Source organism: Sinorhizobium prairiense, from assembly GCF_029201645.2.
GTDB classification, from domain to species: Bacteria; Pseudomonadota; Alphaproteobacteria; order Rhizobiales; family Rhizobiaceae; genus Sinorhizobium; species Sinorhizobium meliloti_A.
The window spans coordinates 1365644-1381703 of sequence record NZ_CP104131.1 but is presented as its reverse complement, the minus strand read 5'-3'; the positions used below and the strand labels follow the sequence as shown (position 1 = coordinate 1381703).

The 16060-nt window shown below is 61.2% G+C and carries 10 protein-coding genes, 1 tRNA gene and 4 pseudogenes; 5 read left to right on the top strand and 10 right to left on the bottom strand.

Annotation, left to right across the window (positions count from 1 at the left end; all coding sequences use genetic code 11):
• Positions 1–70 precede the first annotated feature (70 nt).
• A complete protein-coding gene (locus N0Q91_RS09260; protein ID WP_275597919.1) occupies positions 71–1363 on the bottom strand; it encodes a hemolysin family protein in 1293 nt (430 codons plus the stop codon).
• Positions 1364–1717: 354 nt separating this feature from the next.
• Between N0Q91_RS09260 and N0Q91_RS09255 the strand changes: the two genes are divergently transcribed.
• Positions 1718–2890 (top strand): IS481 family transposase, encoded by a 1173-nt coding sequence (locus N0Q91_RS09255; RefSeq protein WP_275597588.1) that lies wholly within the window; start codon positions 1718–1720, stop codon positions 2888–2890.
• A gap of 388 nt (positions 2891–3278) precedes the next feature.
• On the opposite strand, the pseudogene N0Q91_RS09250 reads toward N0Q91_RS09255, so the two are convergent.
• The 7 genes and pseudogenes from N0Q91_RS09250 to pcsA all read right to left on the bottom strand — a co-directional run bounded on the left by N0Q91_RS09250 (position 3279) and on the right by pcsA (position 10814).
• A pseudogene (locus tag N0Q91_RS09250) lies at positions 3279–4029 on the bottom strand (FadR/GntR family transcriptional regulator).
• A 176-nt stretch (positions 4030–4205) separates the two neighbouring features.
• A complete protein-coding gene (locus N0Q91_RS09245) occupies positions 4206–5276 on the bottom strand; it encodes a BMP family ABC transporter substrate-binding protein (protein ID WP_275597918.1) in 1071 nt (356 codons plus the stop codon).
• A gap of 46 nt (positions 5277–5322) precedes the next feature.
• On the bottom strand, positions 5323–6243 hold the full coding sequence (locus tag N0Q91_RS09240; RefSeq protein ID WP_275597917.1) for an ABC transporter permease: 921 nt from the start codon (positions 6241–6243) through the stop codon (positions 5323–5325).
• Positions 6243–7338: pseudogene (locus tag N0Q91_RS09235) on the bottom strand (ABC transporter permease). Before N0Q91_RS09235 ends, N0Q91_RS09240 begins: the two are co-directional and overlap by 1 nt.
• Positions 7328–8949 (bottom strand): annotated as a pseudogene (locus tag N0Q91_RS09230) (ABC transporter ATP-binding protein). Before N0Q91_RS09230 ends, N0Q91_RS09235 begins: the two co-directional pseudogenes overlap by 11 nt.
• A gap of 108 nt (positions 8950–9057) precedes the next feature.
• On the bottom strand, positions 9058–10035 hold the full coding sequence (locus N0Q91_RS09225; protein WP_100673212.1) for a quinone oxidoreductase family protein: 978 nt from the start codon (positions 10033–10035) through the stop codon (positions 9058–9060).
• 53 nt (positions 10036–10088) lie between these two features.
• Positions 10089–10814: a phosphatidylcholine synthase gene (pcsA, locus tag N0Q91_RS09220; protein WP_100673211.1), complete on the bottom strand. Its 726-nt coding sequence runs from the start codon at positions 10812–10814 to the stop codon at positions 10089–10091.
• A gap of 343 nt (positions 10815–11157) precedes the next feature.
• Here pcsA and N0Q91_RS09215 point away from each other — a divergent pair.
• Positions 11158–12368 (top strand): annotated as a pseudogene (locus tag N0Q91_RS09215) (UbiH/UbiF family hydroxylase).
• On the opposite strand, the gene N0Q91_RS09210 reads toward N0Q91_RS09215, so the two are convergent.
• Together N0Q91_RS09210 and N0Q91_RS09205 are read right to left on the bottom strand one after the other, a co-directional pair.
• Positions 12336–13298, bottom strand: coding sequence for an AEC family transporter (locus N0Q91_RS09210; protein WP_275597916.1), 963 nt, complete (start codon positions 13296–13298; stop codon positions 12336–12338). The pseudogene N0Q91_RS09215 and the gene N0Q91_RS09210 sit on opposite strands and share 33 nt — an antisense overlap.
• A 139-nt stretch (positions 13299–13437) precedes the next feature.
• On the bottom strand, positions 13438–14181 hold the full coding sequence (locus tag N0Q91_RS09205; protein ID WP_275597915.1) for a cytochrome c biogenesis CcdA family protein: 744 nt from the start codon (positions 14179–14181) through the stop codon (positions 13438–13440).
• Positions 14182–14421: 240 nt separating this feature from the next.
• Here N0Q91_RS09205 and N0Q91_RS09200 point away from each other — a divergent pair.
• From N0Q91_RS09200 to N0Q91_RS09190, 3 genes are all read left to right on the top strand, one after another.
• A tRNA-Lys gene (locus N0Q91_RS09200) sits at positions 14422–14497 on the top strand.
• Between the two features lie 205 nt (positions 14498–14702).
• Positions 14703–14963, top strand: a complete 261-nt coding sequence (locus N0Q91_RS09195; RefSeq protein ID WP_275597914.1) for a helix-turn-helix domain-containing protein — start codon at positions 14703–14705, stop codon at positions 14961–14963.
• Positions 14964–15045: 82 nt separating this feature from the next.
• Positions 15046–16005, top strand: coding sequence for a DUF4238 domain-containing protein (locus N0Q91_RS09190; protein WP_275597913.1), 960 nt, complete (start codon positions 15046–15048; stop codon positions 16003–16005).
• Positions 16006–16060: the final 55 nt, after the last annotated feature.

The window sequence follows — 16060 nt, the reverse complement described above, 5'->3', positions numbered from 1 at the left end:
GGATCGACCTGAAATCATGAATGTGATCGATTCCGATGAGTCGAGACGCGGGATGTCGCGGAAAACCGCGTCATGAAAGTGTTTCACCGGCCCGGCTGACGAGGATCTTGTCGATGCGTCGGCCGTCCATGTCGATCACCTCGAAGCGGTAGCCGTGGGCCTCGGCGGTGTCGCCCTCCTCCGGAGTCTTGCGCAACTGCTGCACCAGGAAGCCGGCTATGGTTTCGAAATCGCCGTCCGCTTCGATTCCATCGATGCCGATCTGGAGATGAATTTCATCGATCGGCGTCCGTCCGTCTACGATATAGCTGCCGTCGTCGCGCTGGCGAATGAGAGCGTGTTCGGAATTATCATAATTCGACGGGATGACGCCGACGATTGCCTCCAGGATGTCGGCGGTGGTGATGATCCCCTCCGTGCTCCCGTATTCGTCGACAATCATCGCCATATTGATGCTGGACGACTTGAAGGCTTCGAGAGCCTTCAGACAGGAGGCCGTCTCCGGCAGGGTAAGAATTTCGCGGACATAATCGCGGATGTTGAAGGGCGCGGCCGGCGCAACATTCAATATTTCCTTGGTAAGGACCGCGCCGATGACATCACCCGATGGGCCGTCGATCACCGGGTAGCGCGAGTGGCCGAATTGCCGGATCTTCTGTCCGATCGTCTCCAGGCTGTCGTGAACGTCGATGAAACCGACCTCTGTGCGGTGGGTCATGATCGATTTGACGTTCCGATCGCCGAGGCGGATGATTCGCCGCAGCATCTCGTGCTCGCTCTTCTCGATGGCGCCGCTTTCGACGCCTTCCGCCATGATCGCCTGCACTTCCTCTTCGGTGACGCGATCGGCATCCTCCGGCCTCATGCCCATGAGCCGCATCGCAATAGAGGCCGCCGTTTCGAAAATAAGAACGACCGGCGCTGCGATACGGGAAAGCAGCGCCATCGGACCGGCGACGAACATGGCCAGCCCTTCCGGATTTCGCAGCGCCAGCTGCTTGGGGATGAGCTCGCCGATGACCACCGACAGAAATGTAATCAGCGTGACGACGAGTGCGACCGCGACGGTGTCGCCGTAAGGGCTGATCCAACCGATGTCGTTCAGGAACGGAGCAATCTTTGCCGCGATCGTCGCGCCGCCATAGGCGCCCGCGAGGATGCCGACAAGGGTGATGCCGACCTGCACCGTCGACAGGAACTTGCCCGGATCCTCGGCGAGCGTGAGCGCGGCCTCCGCGCGTCGGTTTCCCTGCTTCACCATCTGACGAAGCAGCGGCTTGCTTGCCGAGACGATTGCCATTTCCGACAACGCGAAGAAAGCGTTGATCAAGAGCAGAATGAAAATGACAAGAAGCTCGAACATAGTCTCCGGTTCACCGTTGAAGAAAAGGCGGCCGCGCGACTGCCCGCTTCCCAGATAGGCTAAGCCGCATGGTCGGGCAAGGCCACCAGCAGGATTTCACGGCCGGGCGCCGGAGCCTGGATCGCGATGTTCTGAGGTCGGCTCGACCTAAAAGCATGAACGTAAGTTAGAGCGGGAAGTCCGAGCGGCGTCTCATAAGACGGGCGGCGCTGTAGGAACGTATCGGAGGACTGCAATCTCTCCTCCACTCATCCCTGTGCTCGTTGTATAGCCCGGACACATGACTGACAGGTGTTCGGGGAGATGGCTGACACGTTCATACTGGCATGGATCGGCTTCGCGAGGAGGTTGTCCATGCCGTGGAAAGAGGTGTCGGTTATGGGAGAGAGGCAGGAATTTGTGCGGCTGGCGCTGGCGGAGGGTGCGAACCGCCGGGAGCTGTGCCGGCGGTTCGGGATCAGTGCCGATGTGGGCTATAAATGGCTGGCGCGGTGGCAGGCAGGTGACCGGGAGCTGGCTGATCGCTCGCGCCGCCCGCATGTGAGCCCGTTGCAGTCGAGCGCGGCGGTGGAGACAGAGGTGCTTGCGGTGCGCGATGCGCATCCGGCGTGGGGCGCACGCAAGATCGCGCGCGTTCTGGAAGACCGGGGGCAGCATGCGCCGGCGCCTTCGACGGTTCATGCTATCCTGAAGCGGCATGAGCGGATCATGCCGCCGGTCGGTGGCGCGCCGGCGACCCAGCGTTTCGAGAAGGAGGCGCCGAACCAGCTCTGGCAGATGGATTTCAAGGGCTGGGTTCGGCTCGGCGATGGCACGCGCTGCCATCCGCTGACGATGGTGGACGACCATTCCCGCTTCGTGCCTTGCCTGGCGGCCTGCGCCAACCAGCAGGGAGTGACCGTGCGCGGCCATCTGGAGCGGACATTCCGGCGCTACGGCCTGCCGGACGCCCTTTTCGTCGATAATGGCGCGCCCTGGGGCGAGGCCTCGGGCGAGCGTTGGACAAGACTTGGCGTGTGGCTGTTGAAGCTCGGCGTCGGCCTCCTGCATAGCCGGCCCTATCATCCGCAGAGCCGCGGCAAGAATGAGCGCTTCCATCGCACGCTCAAGGCCGAAATATTCGATTTCGCCCGATTTTCCGATCTGGCTGCCGTCCAGCGCGCCTTCGATGCCTGGCGTGAACTCTATAATTTCGAGCGGCCCCATGCCGCGCTCGATCTCGACGTGCCGGCCCGTCGCTATCGTCCCAGTTCGCGCCCCATGCCCGAGCACCTTCCAGAGGTGATCTACGATGAAGGCGAGGTCGTCCGCACCGTCCCCAGCACCAAGGCCTATGTCAGCTTCAAAGGCCGCAAGTGGAAAGTCCCAAAGGCCTTCTGCGGCGAACGCATCGCCATTCGCCCGCTCGACACGGACGGGCGATACGGCATCTTCTTCGCTGCCCTCCGCATCGCAGCCATCGACTTGACAACCAAGCAATCCGTCAGTGATCTATCCGAACAGGTGTCAGCTATCTCCCCGAGCTAAACACTCGTCACAGGGATCCAGCAGCGCCGCGTCTGCGGCGCGGAAAGCGTTCTTTCAGCCCAAGGACTTGGTCTGGCTGGATTCCTGTGACAAGCACAGGAATGAGGACCGGGGATGTGCGCCTATTGCAACATTCGCTGCGAATAATGTGAGGGATGGTCGACCTGCGCGCCGAGGGCCGCACCCTCTCCGCCCCCTGTGCTCGTCACAGGGATCCAGCAGCGCCGCGTCTGCGGCGCGGGAAGCCTTCTTCAGCCCAAGGACTTGGTCTGGCTGGATGCCTGTGACGAGCACAGGAATGAGGAAGTCAAAAAAAGCGCGGCGGTGGCCCGAATCTCAACAGGCCCTAGAATGCCGCTGTCTTGTCAAAGTGTTTGACGGCCTTCGGTCAGGCTTCTGCACCGCCGCCGCTTAGCGCCTGACGGATACGCGCACGCCCTACCTTGATCACATGCTCCATCGCCAGGCGTGCAGCCGCCTCGTCGCGTTTGCCGATCGCCTCGACGATGCGGATATGGTTGCGCGCAACCTCGTCGATGCCGCCCTTCTCGGCTGTCGGCGAACTGAGCTTGAAGACGCCGACAAGGGCTGCCTCGATCAAGCCCCCGACGGTACGCAGAAAGGGATTGCCGGATGCTTCGATGACCGAGAGATGGAACTTGAGGTCCGCTACGGCGAGACTCTCGGGGGTGTGATTCGAACTCGCCCATAGCGACGGCGAGCCGCATCATCCCCGCGATTTCCGCATCCGACGCGTTTCTTGCCGCCAGTGCCGCAGCATGGGTCTCGAAGGCAAGCCGTACCTCGCTCAGATGGTAGAGAAAGTCCTCATTGACGCCGCAGGCGAAATGCCAGGTGAGAATGTCGCTGTCGAAGAGATTCCATTCCTTTCGGGGCGTGACGCGCGTGCCGATCCGGGCGCGCGGAACGATCATGCCCTTGGCGGCAAGCGTCTTCATCGCTTCGCGCAGTACCGTCCGCGAGACGCGGAAACGGAGCGCCAGTTCAGGATCTCCGGGGAGAATGCTGCCGACCGGGAACTCGCCCGAAACGATCGCCTTGCCGAGCTGATCCACGACCTGTGCATGGCTCGTCCGCTTCGGCGTGCCGGATATCACGGTCTCAAGCACGCTCTTCAACCATTCCTCCCCAGGGAAACTCCTCATCGTCAGCGTGATTCTTGCCGGCGACGATCAACACTAGATCGAATAGACGATTCCTGAAAGGCCTGCGGAGAGTTGCAGGCAGGCCGTCGGACCATAGAAAACCCCGCGCACGAGGCGCGGGGTTGCAATTGCCGTGTTCGGGCGTTCGATTATTGCGGCAGCTTGTCGTCTACGCCTTCGACATAGAAGTTCATGCCGAGCAGCGTCGCGTCGTCGGCCGTCTCGCCCTCTTTCAGCCACTGGCTGCCATCCTGTTTGTTGAGCGGACCGGTAAACGGCTTCAGTTCGCCGGACTTGATCTTCGCCTCCGTCGTTTCCGCCATCGCCTTCACGTCATCGGGCATGTTGGTGTAGGGCGCCATGGTCAGGATGCCGTCCTTCAGGCCGTCCCAGCTCGAAGTCGTCGACCATGTTCCATCGAGGAAGGCCTTGGTCCGCTTCACATAGTAGGCGCCCCAGGTATCGACGATCGCAGTCAATTGCGTCTGCGGGCCGGCGGCAATCATGTCGGATGCCTGACCGAATGCCTTGATACCGCGCTCGGCTGCGACCTGCATCGGCGCGGTCGTGTCGGTATGCTGAGTGATGATATCGACGCCCTGGTCGATGAGCGCCTTGGCGGCGTCCGCTTCCTTGCCCGGATCGAACCAGGTGTTCGCCCATACGACCTTGATCTTGAAGTCCGGATTGACCGCCCGGGCACCGACGACGAAGGCGTTGATGCCCATCACCACCTCGGGGATCGGGAAGGAGGCGATGTAGCCGGCAACGCCCTTTTCCGACATTTTCGCGGCGATCTGGCCCTGGATGTAACGGCCTTCGTAGAAACGGCTGTTATAGGTGGCCACGTTCGGCGCGGTCTTGTAGCCGGTCGCGTGCTCGAACTTCACATCCGGGAACTTGCCGGCGATCTTGATCGTAGCATCCATGAACCCGAAGGACGTGGTGAAAATCAGGCCACAGCCGGAACGCGCCAGGCGCTCGATCGCGCGTTCGGCGTCCGGACCTTCCGGCACGTTTTCCAGGAACTGCGTTTCGATCTTGTCGCCGAGCTCCTTTTCGAGCTCCTGGCGGCCGATGTCGTGGGCCTGGGTCCAGCCGCCGTCTGTCTTCGAGCCGACATAGATGAAGCAGATCTTTGCCTTCTCCTGAGCGCTTGCAGCCGGCGCGATACCGAGCACGGCGACGGTGGTTGCGAGGGCGACGAGTAGTTTTTTCATTTTTGACCTCTGTCGGTTTGAGAAATGTCCGTCTGGCTGTTGTTCTTCACCGGTCCGGCACAAACGGCTTGCCGAGCGATGCCGGCGTATTGATCAGGGTCATACGCCGGTTATGCGATATGAGAATGAGTACGACAATCGTTGCGAGATAGGGAAGCGCAGTGAGGAACTGCGACGGAATGCCGATGCCGAAAGCCTGCGCATGAAGCTGGCTTATCGAGACGGCTCCGAAGAGATATCCTCCGGCGACCACGCGCCAGGGCCGCCAGGAGGCAAAAACCACCAATGCCAGCGCGATCCAGCCGCGGCCGGCCGACATGTTCTCCACCCATTGAGGCGTGTAGACGAGCGACAATTGCGCGCCGGCAAGTCCGGCGCAGGCGCCGCCGAACAGAACGGCCAGGTAGCGGGTGCGAATGACGTTCACGCCGAGGGCGTGGGCCGAGGCGTGGCTGTCGCCCACCGCCCGCAACTTCAAACCCGCACGGCTCCGGAACAGAAACAGATGGACGCCCACCACGATCGCGACCGACGCATAGAATATGGCGTCCTGCCGAAACAAAAGCGGTCCGACGACCGGTATCTTCGACAGGAGCGGAATTGCGATCGGCTGCAGCTTGATACCCTGCATCCCGAGAAAACTTTCTCCGACCATTCCGGAAACGCCGAGCCCGAGGAGCGTGAGCGCCAGGCCGGTCGCTACCTGGTTGGCAACGAGCGTCAGCGTCAGGAAGCCGAACAGCAGCGAAAACACGGCGCCGGCAGCGATGCCGACAAGAATTCCCACATAGGGCGAGCCGCTGAGCTGCGTCGCCGCGAAGGCGCAGACAGCTCCCATGATCAGCATGCCTTCGACGCCGAGGTTGAGCACGCCGGACCGTTCGGCGACGAGCTCGCCCAAGGCGGCGAGGACCAGTGGCGTCGCAGCCGTGATGACGCTTAAGAGGATTGCTTCGACTATGCCCATCAGTGCGCCTCTTCCGTCTTGACCACTGCGAAGCGATCCCACACCAGCCTGATGCGATAGTGAATGAGCGCGTCGCACGACAGCACGAAGAACAGCAGCAGCCCCTGGAAGACGCGCGTCACCTTGTCGGATACGCCGATCGAAAGCTGCGCGGCCTCGCCGCCGAGATAAGTCAACGCCAGGACGAGACCGGCGGCCACGATTCCGAGCGGATTGAGCCGGCCGAGGAACGCGACGATGATGGCGGTGAAGCCGTAACCGGGCGAGATCACCGGACGCAGCTGCTGCATGGCTCCACTCACTTCCGAAATGCCGGCGAGCCCCGCCAGCGCGCCGGAAAACAGTATCGAGAACCAGATCATCCTGCGCGAGGAAAAGCCGGCAAAGCGCCCTGCCCGCTCGGATTGGCCGAGAACGGTGATTTCGAATCCCTTCAACGTATAGCGCATCATGAACCACACCAGCACCGCCGCGATGATCGCGAAGGCAAAACCCCAATGCGTACGCCCCGAGGCGAGCATTTCGGGAAGGACAGCGTCCGCGCCGAACGTTCGCGTTTCCGGGAAGTTCATACCTTGAGGGTTGCGCCAAGGGCCACGCACGAGCCAGTCGAGAAAGAGCTGGGCCACATAGACCAGCATCAGAACTCGTCAAGATCTCGTTCGTATTCATATGCGCCTTCAGGAAGGCCGGTATCGCGGCGAAGAGCGCTCCACCGAGCATGCCGAGAAGCATCATCAGCGGCAGTATCAACGGCGACTGCCAATCGTAGAAGAGTACCGGGAGGGCCGAGCCGGCGATTGCGCCCATGATGAACTGCCCTTCTGCGCCGATGTTCCAGTTGTTGGAGCGGAAGCAGACGGAGAGCCCGACGCCGATCAGGATCAGTGGCGCCGCCTTGATCGCGAGTTCGTGCAGCGACCAGACCTCGCTCAGCGGCTCCACGAAGAAGCTGTAGAGCGCGGTCGCCGGATTCTTGCCGAGCAATGCGAACATCACGCCGCCGAAGATGATGGTCAGCGCAAAAGCGATGAACGGCGAGAGGATGGAAAACAGCGTCGAGGCCTTCGCGCGCTTTTCGAGTTCAATGCGCATGCGCTGCTCCCGTACCTTCCGCCCCGCCTTCCGATCGGCCATACATGCCGCCCATCAACAGGCCGATCTTTTCGCGCGAAAGTTCACGGGCCGGATCGGGATCGGAGAGACGCCCGTCGCTTATGACGGCAATCTCGGTCGCCACTTCGAATATTTCATCGAGGTCCTGACTGATGACAAGGACAGCGGATCCCGCTTTTGCGAGATCGACCAGGGCCTGACGGATACGGCTCGCCGCTCCGGCGTCGACGCCCCAAGTGGGCTGGTTGACGACGAGCACGGCCGGCTGACGGTCGAGTTCCCGTCCGACGATAAACTTCTGCAGATTGCCCCGGAGAGTGATCCGGCCGGCGGATCCTCGCCGCTCTTGCGCACGTCCATCGCCTCGGCAATCCGCTTCGTCGCCGCCTGGACGGCGCCGTGGCGGATGATCTTCAGTGCGCCGCCGCCGAGAAAAGCCCGGCGATCCGATTGGCTGCGCGCGAGCACGAGATTGTCGGAGAGCGACAGCGCCGAGACCGCGGCGTGCCCATGGCGCTCCTCCGGCACGAAACCGGCGCCCATCAGACGGCGGGCATTGATGTTCCTGGTCCCCACCGGCCGCTGGCGGATCTGGATGGCATTGTCGTCGGCGACCGGATATTCGCCCGAAAGCGCATCGAAGAGCTCGCTCTGCCCGTTTCCGGCCACACCGGCGATCGCGAGCACCTCGCCTGCCCTGACCTTGAGACAGATGTTTTTCAAGGAGACCGCAAAGGGCGTGCGCGCCGCGACGGAAAGATGCCGCGCCTCCAACTGCACGTCGCCTCTGGTGCTCGTTCCCTCCGGCGTCACAACGGCAACGTCGCTGCCTACCATCATGCGTGCAAGAGAGGCGGGCGTTTCCGCGCGCGGATCGCAGGCGCCGGTTACCTTGCCGTGTCTCAGCACCGTCGCGCGGTCGCAGATGCGCTGCACTTCCTCGAGACGATGGCTGATATAAAGGACGGAACGCCCCTCCGATCGCAATTTCTGCAGCGTCTCGAAAAGGCGGTCGGCTTCCTGGGGCGTCAGCACCGAAGTCGGTTCGTCGAGAATGATGAGCTGCGGGTTCTGCAGGAGAGCCCGGACGATTTCGATCCGCTGCCTTTCGCCGACCGAGAGATCGGCGACATGCGCCTTCGGATCGAGCGGCAGGCCATAGATGCGCGACAGCCGTGACGCTTCCTCGGCAACCCGGGCAAGCGAAACCGACCTGTCCATCGAAAGGGCGATATTCTCGGCGACCGTCAGTGCCTCGAACAGAGAGAAATGCTGAAAGACCATGCCTATGCCAAGCCGGCGGGCGTCGCTCGGGCTGCCGATGCGAACATTCGACCCCTGCCACATGACCTCGCCGGCGCTCGGCGCGAGCACGCCGAACAGCATCTTCACCAGCGTCGACTTTCCCGCGCCGTTCTCGCCGAGCAGCGCGTGGATTTCTCCGGGTTCTATCTGCAGATCGATTGCATTGCAGGCCGCGAACGAGCCGAACAATTTCGTAAGGTTGCGAACGGCCAGCAGCGGGCCGCTCGCGGTTTGTCCCTTTTCAGGCACGCTGCCCTCTTCCCCTCTTTGATCCCCGCTCGCCATACTGCACGTTCCTTTGATCGTACCCGATCAATCGACAAGAACCTGCAGCCACGTGAAGACTACGGCGACCTTCTCGTCCGATAAGACGCCGGCGCCGTAAGGCTTCTGTCAGGGAATCAGCAATGTCGTTCCACTTGTTTTTCTTGTTTCGAGATCCGTATGCGCCCGACCGGCTTCGGCGAGCGGATAGGTCTGATTGATATTGATACGCACTTTGTTGCTTTGCACAACATCAAACAGGGAATTTGCACATGCCTCCAGGGCCGGCCGGGTCGCGACATAAGTGAAGAGCGTCGGGCGCGTCGCATAGAGCGCGCCCTTCTGCGCCAGGATACCGATGTTGAAAGCATCCACCGGCCCGGAGGAATTGCCGAAGCTGGCCCAGAGGCCGCGCGGCTTCAGGCAGTCGAGCGAGGCCGGATAGGTGTCGCGCCCAACGGAATCATAGACGACATCGACGCCGCGCCCGCCGGTCAAGTCCTTGACGCGCTCCACGAAGTTGTCCGTGCGGTAGTTGATGACGTGGTCGTAGCCATGGGCAAGAGCAAGATCGATCTTCTCCTGCGATCCGGCTGTTCCGATCACCGTCGCACCAAGTGCCTTGGCCCACTGCCCCGCAATGAGCCCGACGCCGCCGGCGGCGGCGTGAAAGAGCAAGGTCGTCTCCGGGCCTACCTTGAAGGTCTGGTTGAGAAGGTATTGCGCTGTCATGCCCTTGAGCATCATCGCAGCCGCCGTCTCCAGGCTGATTCCGTCCGGCACCTTCAAGAGTTGCGAGGCGTCTACGTTGCGCTCGCTGGCATAGGCGCCGTCAGCGGATGCATAGGCGACGCGGTCGCCGACCGAAAACATGCTGACCCCATCACCCACCGCAGTCACTACTCCGGCGCCTTCCTTGCCCGGAACGAAGGGGAGGCCGGTCGCCGACTTGTAGAGGCCGGTGCGAAAATAGACGTCGATGAAATTGAGGCCGATCGCCACCTGCCGGATCTGCACTTCGCCGGGTCCGGGCGCCGCAAGCGTCACGCCCTCCATCTTCAGAACTTCCGGTCCGCCAAGTTCGCGAACGACGATCGCCTGTGCCATGTCCAACTCCTAATCGATTGCGATGATTTCGGGCCGAGCCTGACCGATCGCGCTCAGGCACGCCCGAGTTTCGGGAATATTTGCAGTATGAAACCGATGACGTAGAGGTAAAGCCCGGTTGCCACGACGCCCACCACAACCCAGGGCGGGGTCTTGAAATGCAGGAGCAAGGCATACATGCCGAGCACCGACCAGATGAGAAAGACGCCGAGATTGAGCGGCCTCAGCCTTTTCACACGCACCGGATGCAGGAAGTTGATGGGCAGGAACGTCAAAATCACGGAGAGGAAGACGACAATCGATGCAGTGACTTCGCTCGCCTGGATCACAAAAAGGGTGAAGACGACCATATTCCAGACGACCGGAAATCCGGAGAAGAAATACTCATCCGTCTTCATCCCCATATCCGCATAGTAGATAGCGCTCGAAACCACGATCGCTCCGGCGGCCACGAACGACCAGGGTTCGCCGATCATGCCGCTCTGGTAGAGCGCGAAGGCCGGCAGCAGCACATAGGTCACGTAGTCGATGACGTTGTCGAGCGTATCGCCGGACCAGTTGGGCAGCACCTCCTTGACCTGGACCTTGCGGGCGATCGGCCCGTCGATGCCGTCGACGAGCAAGGCCAGACCGAGCCACCAGAACATGTCGACGAAGCGGTGCTCTGCCGCAGCGACGACGCCGAGAAAGGCCAGGAACGATCCGGACGCTGTAAGGATATGCACGGAAAAGGCGCGGATTTCCGCGTAAGGAACGCGTCTGTAATTGAAGAACTTCATGTGCGAAGCCGCCCTGTCCCTTGTCCCGGTCCCTCTGCGCCGCCAGTCAGCCGCTATTTCAGCACCGGCACCACTTTGGCCGTAATATGCACCGTTTGCCGAGCATCGCCAGCAAATTCCAACCGTTCGCCGCTTTGAGGCGGTATTGTCCTGTGGACATGCGGCGCATGCCCCTGCGGTGATTCTGCCCATTTATTTCAATGGGGTAAGCGGCTAGAACTAAAGCATGTCGCCCGAAGCTGTGGGCACGAACAGCACGCTGAAGGACTTCGGATGAACGCGGGCACTTCAGGCTGCAATATCGAGACGAAAGCGGGCAACCGCACGGGAGGGCCTGTCGGCCATGGATCACTATGACATCGCAATAATCGGCGCGGGGCTTGCCGGCTCGTTGGCGGCCATCGCTCTTGCACGCGAAGGTCACCGTGTTGCGCTCGTCGGCCCGCGGCCTGCCATCGCCGACGGCCGCACCACCGCGCTCATGGACCAGTCGATCGAATATTTGAGGAAGCTCGATCTTTGGGATGAGGTCGAGCCGCTGACGGCACCACTGGTCGCCATTCACATCCTCGACGGGACCAGGCGGCTTTTTCGGGCGCCCCCGGTCAATTTCCGCGCCTCCGAAGTAGGCCTCGAGGCTTTCGGCTACAACATTCCGAACGCGCCCTTCCTCGAGATTGTGGAAAGGCACGAAGCGGAACTGCCGACGCTCGAGCGTGCGACCGCCGCGGCAACGAGAATCGACATCGACGGCGCAGAGATTCGGATCGGCCTTGGCGATGGCCGCTCGATCACTGCCGATCTGGTGGTCGGCGCCGACGGGCGACGCTCGGCCGTGCGGGAGGCGGCCGGGATCGGCGTTCGCACCTGGTCCTATCCCCAGGCTGCTATCGTCCTGAATTTCAGCCATGAACTGCCGCATCAAGACGTTTCGACCGAGTTCCATACGGAATGCGGTCCGTTTACGCAGGTGCCGCTTCCCGGCAATCGCTCGAGCCTCGTCTGGGTCCGGAAGCCTCGCGATGCCGAGGAGATGCTGACGCTTGCACCGGATATCCTCTCGCGCACGATCGAGGATCGGATGCAGTCGATTCTCGGCAAGGTCACGACAGAGGGAATGCCGCAATCATTTCCGCTTTCCGGCCTTTCTGCCCGTCGTTTCGGCAAGGGTCGCGTCCTGCTCGTCGGCGAAGCCGCCCATGCCTTTCCCCGATCGGGGCCCAAGGGCTGAACCTCAGTCTTCGCGACATCATGACCCTTGTCGATCTCGTCGGCCGGCCAACGGGCAGCCGCCTGCCGGCAGACACAGGCGACCACTTCGATGGCCGGCGGCGCGCCGACATTCTCAGCCGCACGGCGAGCGTCGACCTGCTCAACCGTTCGCTGCTCTCGAATTTCCTGCCGGTGCAGGCCTTGCGTGCGGCTGGCCTGCATCTCCTCTCCTCTGCAGGCCCGTTGCGCGGACTTTTGATGCGCGAGGGAATTCACCCCGGCAGCGCGCTGCAGGCGTTCAAGGAGGGTTTACGGGAACAGATCCGCCGGAAGAGCGCCTGAGCGTATGAGGTATAGCAGCCCGGTGACCGTCGCGACCGAGAGCAGCGTCGTGATGAGGATCGTCGCCGATGCCCGCTCCTGCCAGACGCCGTATTGTTGGCCGATCACGAACACATTGGTTGCGGTGGGCAGCGAAGCGAGCAGCACTGCCGTCTGTACCCAGATGGGATCGTAGGCACCGCCAAGGCTGAGCGCCAGATACATGAGCACCGGATGAAGCACGAGCTTTGCCGGAACGATGTAACCGATCTCCGCGGGAATACGCTTAAGCGGGCGCAGCGCAAGCGTGACCCCCATCGCAAACAGGGCGCAAGGCGCCGCCGCTTGCGCCAGGTAATCTATCAGCCGCTGCAGCGGCAGCGGGGCTTCGAAAGAGAGAAAAGCCGCGGCGACGCCGGCAAAGGTCGACAGGATGAATGGATGAAAGGCGATCCGGCGCGCAATGCCGAGCGCGAGGACTGCAGGCTTCTGCTTGCTGCCTCCCGCAGCCGCCATCAGCGCCGGAGCGACGGTGAAATGCGCTGCATTCTCGAAGCAGAAAATCAGCGCCACCGGAACGGCCGCCGTCTCCCCGAGAGCCAGCAGCGCCAGGCCGGGGCCCATGTAGCCGATATTGCCATAAGCAGCGGCGAAGCCCTGCATCGTCGCCTCGGCAACCGTATTGCGGCGAAGGAACAGCCCTATGGCGAAGATCAGCGCAAAGACGACATACGTCGTGCCTACGCTGGTCAGGATGAAATCGGCACGGGTAAGCTCCTCCACCGGCGTGCGCGATACCAGCTTGAAGAAGAGCGCCGGCAGCGCCAGGTAGACGATGAACGTGTTCAGCCAGCCCATCGCCTCGCCCGGATGGTCGACGAGGCGCGCCGTCAGGTAGCCGAGAAAGATGAGGCCGAAGAACGGCAGCACCAGACCCGTGATTTCCGCCATGATCTCCCTCGCCGCTGCTGGAGCGCTTCCAGGAAAAGTGTGTAGCGGTTTTCCGTCCGGAAGTGCGTTGTTTAAAGACTCAGCGCTTCCAGGAAAAGTGCGTAGCGGTTTTCCGTCCGGAAGCTGTAGCTGGGCGTGCTTAGCCGATTTGGGAGAGAATTGGGAAGGTCTGCTGGAACCAGATCGCGACGGAACTGACGAAACCGAAGAGGAAAGCAAGGCCGGCGACGACGAGCAGAGCGCCCATCAGCTTTTCGATGAGCCCCAGATGGCGGCGAAAACGCGAAAGAAAACGCATGAAGGCACTGGAAAAGCCCGCCGCGATCCAGAACGGCACTGCGAGCCCGAGCGAATAGATCGCCAGCAGAGCAGCGCCGTCGGCGACCGTATCGCGCGCGGCGGCAACACCCAGGATGGTGCCCAGCACCGGGCCGATACACGGTGTCCAGCCGAAGGCGAAGGCAAGACCCATGACATAGGCTCCAGACAGGGTCGCCGGCTTGCCACCCTGGAAACGTGCCTCGCGGGCAAGCAGGCCGATCCGGAAGACCCCGAGGAAATGCAGTCCCATGACGATTATGATGATCCCGCCTATGCGCGAAAGAAGATCGAGATGCTGCCTGAGCAAAAGACCGATCGAAGAGGCGCCTGCCCCGAGCGCCACAAAGACCGTCGCAAAGCCGAGCGTGAAGAACAGCGCCGCCGGCAGGACGGCCCTGCGCGTGCTTGCGGTTGCCACGGCATTTCCGTCCCGGAACTGGTCGACGGAAACGCCTGCCATATAGCACAGGTAAGGCGGCACCAGGGGCAGGACGCAGGGCGAGAGAAAGGACAGAGCACCTGCCAGAACGGCGGTCCAGATGGAAATATCTGCAATCGACAAGGTATCAGAACTCCGGCACTCGACTTGCCGCCTTCTTACCCGCATGTATGGAGCGAAACCAATCACCTTTTGGCGATCATTTTGACGCACCGAGCCATGGCCGCACCGACGGGGACGGCCGCGCACAGGGCCGCTCGCTTCGAACCCATAATCATGGTTTAGTGCAATTTTTGGGTTGACCGGCGCAAAGCCTGCGTGCATATGTCCGGCCACTCCGCCGGGCCTGCAGGCCCGGCATGGGAGCGCGTAGCTCAGCCGGTAGAGCAACTGACTTTTAATCAGTAGGTCCAGGGTTCGAATCCCTGCGCGCTCACCAAAAAGACCAGTATTTGCAGTCATTTGCAGTATCTCCTAAAACACTGCGGGTCGGCGACTCTCGTTTTACCCAACAAATTACCCAACGAATTGCTATTATCACCCTCGCCTCTCCGAGGCCGGGGCGTCGGGCGGGCTATCACTGAAATCGTTGCGCGACTCGACCGACGCCCTCTGCGAACTCAAACGCCGAAGGAGTCACGCCCATGGAGGATATCCGCGATATCGCTGCAATGATCGCCAGACTGGAACAGAGCGGGATGACGCGCCGACAGATCGCCGAGGGTGCGGGCATCGGGGCGAGCGCGATCACTCGAATCATGGCGGGTGAGTCCCGCAATCCGTCTTTCAGGCTGATCAACTCAATCCGCTCTTACTATCTGCAACACTTCCCGGTCGATCCACCACGCCAGTACCATGTGCAGCAGCGCTTCGCTCCCGGTTGCCAGCCGCGCGCTAGCCGGTGAAGGCTCGGGCGTCGCGCGAGAATTGCGGGAAAGACCGAACTCCACATTCACAGCGCGACCAAGCCGAGCAAAACTAACTTGCATGATGCTCGATTCGAGATCTGGCCAGAATCCGCCAGTCAAACACCATTATATCCCCGTGTTTTACTCAAAACGATGGGCGGCCAAAGATGGGCGACTGATCGTTTTTAGCCGCCCGTATAAGGACGTGATTGATCGCTGGCGCCACCCGGACGCCACTGGATACCAGAATAGCCTTTATGCGCTACGTGGCTTTGAGCCGTCACTGGCACACCAAATGGAGGAGTTGTTCTTTCGCCCAATCGACACGCGGGCGGCTGATGCGCTTACTGAAATGGAGGTCAACAGGAACAACGCAAAATGGACCTCCGCGTCGCGAAGCGCATGGACGCGTTTTTTGCTTTCGCTGCTAACTCGCTGCCCCGACGATATTGAGCTATTTCGCAGGCGATATAAAGCCGATTTAATTCGTTCGAATCCTGATGTTGAAGAGAGATATCTAGCGGTGCGCCGCGAAGACGATCCACCTTCCTTCGCCGGTTGGCTTAAATTGCGGCCCGAGGCTGAGGTTGAACGGAATATGTTTCAAACCTTCCAAGTTTTTATCGAAAACCAAAAAGTCGGCGAATTCATTAACAACTTGCTTTGGCGGGTTGTCGACACGTCTGCGGCGAATTTGCAATTACTGGCATCCGACAATCCAGTAATCCGAACCAATGGGTTTCAATTACCACATGGCCACATGGCGCTCCCTTTGGGACCGCGTCTCCTGTTCGTTGCCAGCCGGTCGCAAGATTTCATTGAGCAACTCATGCAAACGCCCATGCGCAGCGTTGTAATGCAATGCAACCGCCACATAGTCCGTACCGCCCGGCGCTTTGTATACGCCTCGGATTTAAGTCAGGCCGCATTCGTAAGGGCCCAGTTCGGGCAACAGCCTGAAAAGCGGATGATGGAAAGGATGCTCGACAGTTATGATGAGAGTGGGCGAGCGATATTCGATGGGTATGACTTCGATTAGGGCTCAAGCGTCTCGATGGATGACTCTGATGCACCTATGAGTTGCGTGCTTAGAA

Excerpts from the sequence above, each read along its gene's own strand:
- N0Q91_RS09225 (WP_100673212.1), bottom strand. The coding sequence starts at position 10,035 with ATGGCACAGGCGATCGTCGTTCGCGAACTTGGCGGACCGGAAGTTCTG.
- N0Q91_RS09255 (WP_275597588.1), top strand. The coding sequence starts at position 1,718 with ATGCCGTGGAAAGAGGTGTCGGTTATGGGAGAGAGGCAGGAATTTGTG.
- pcsA (WP_100673211.1), bottom strand. The coding sequence starts at position 10,814 with ATGAAGTTCTTCAATTACAGACGCGTTCCTTACGCGGAAATCCGCGCC.
- N0Q91_RS09245 (WP_275597918.1), bottom strand. The coding sequence starts at position 5,276 with ATGAAAAAACTACTCGTCGCCCTCGCAACCACCGTCGCCGTGCTCGGT.
- N0Q91_RS09210 (WP_275597916.1), bottom strand. The coding sequence starts at position 13,298 with ATGGCGGAAATCACGGGTCTGGTGCTGCCGTTCTTCGGCCTCATCTTT.
- N0Q91_RS09190 (WP_275597913.1), top strand. The coding sequence starts at position 15,046 with ATGATGCTCGATTCGAGATCTGGCCAGAATCCGCCAGTCAAACACCAT.
- N0Q91_RS09240 (WP_275597917.1), bottom strand. The coding sequence starts at position 6,243 with ATGGGCATAGTCGAAGCAATCCTCTTAAGCGTCATCACGGCTGCGACG.
- N0Q91_RS09260 (WP_275597919.1), bottom strand. The coding sequence starts at position 1,363 with ATGTTCGAGCTTCTTGTCATTTTCATTCTGCTCTTGATCAACGCTTTC.
- N0Q91_RS09195 (WP_275597914.1), top strand. The coding sequence starts at position 14,703 with ATGGAGGATATCCGCGATATCGCTGCAATGATCGCCAGACTGGAACAG.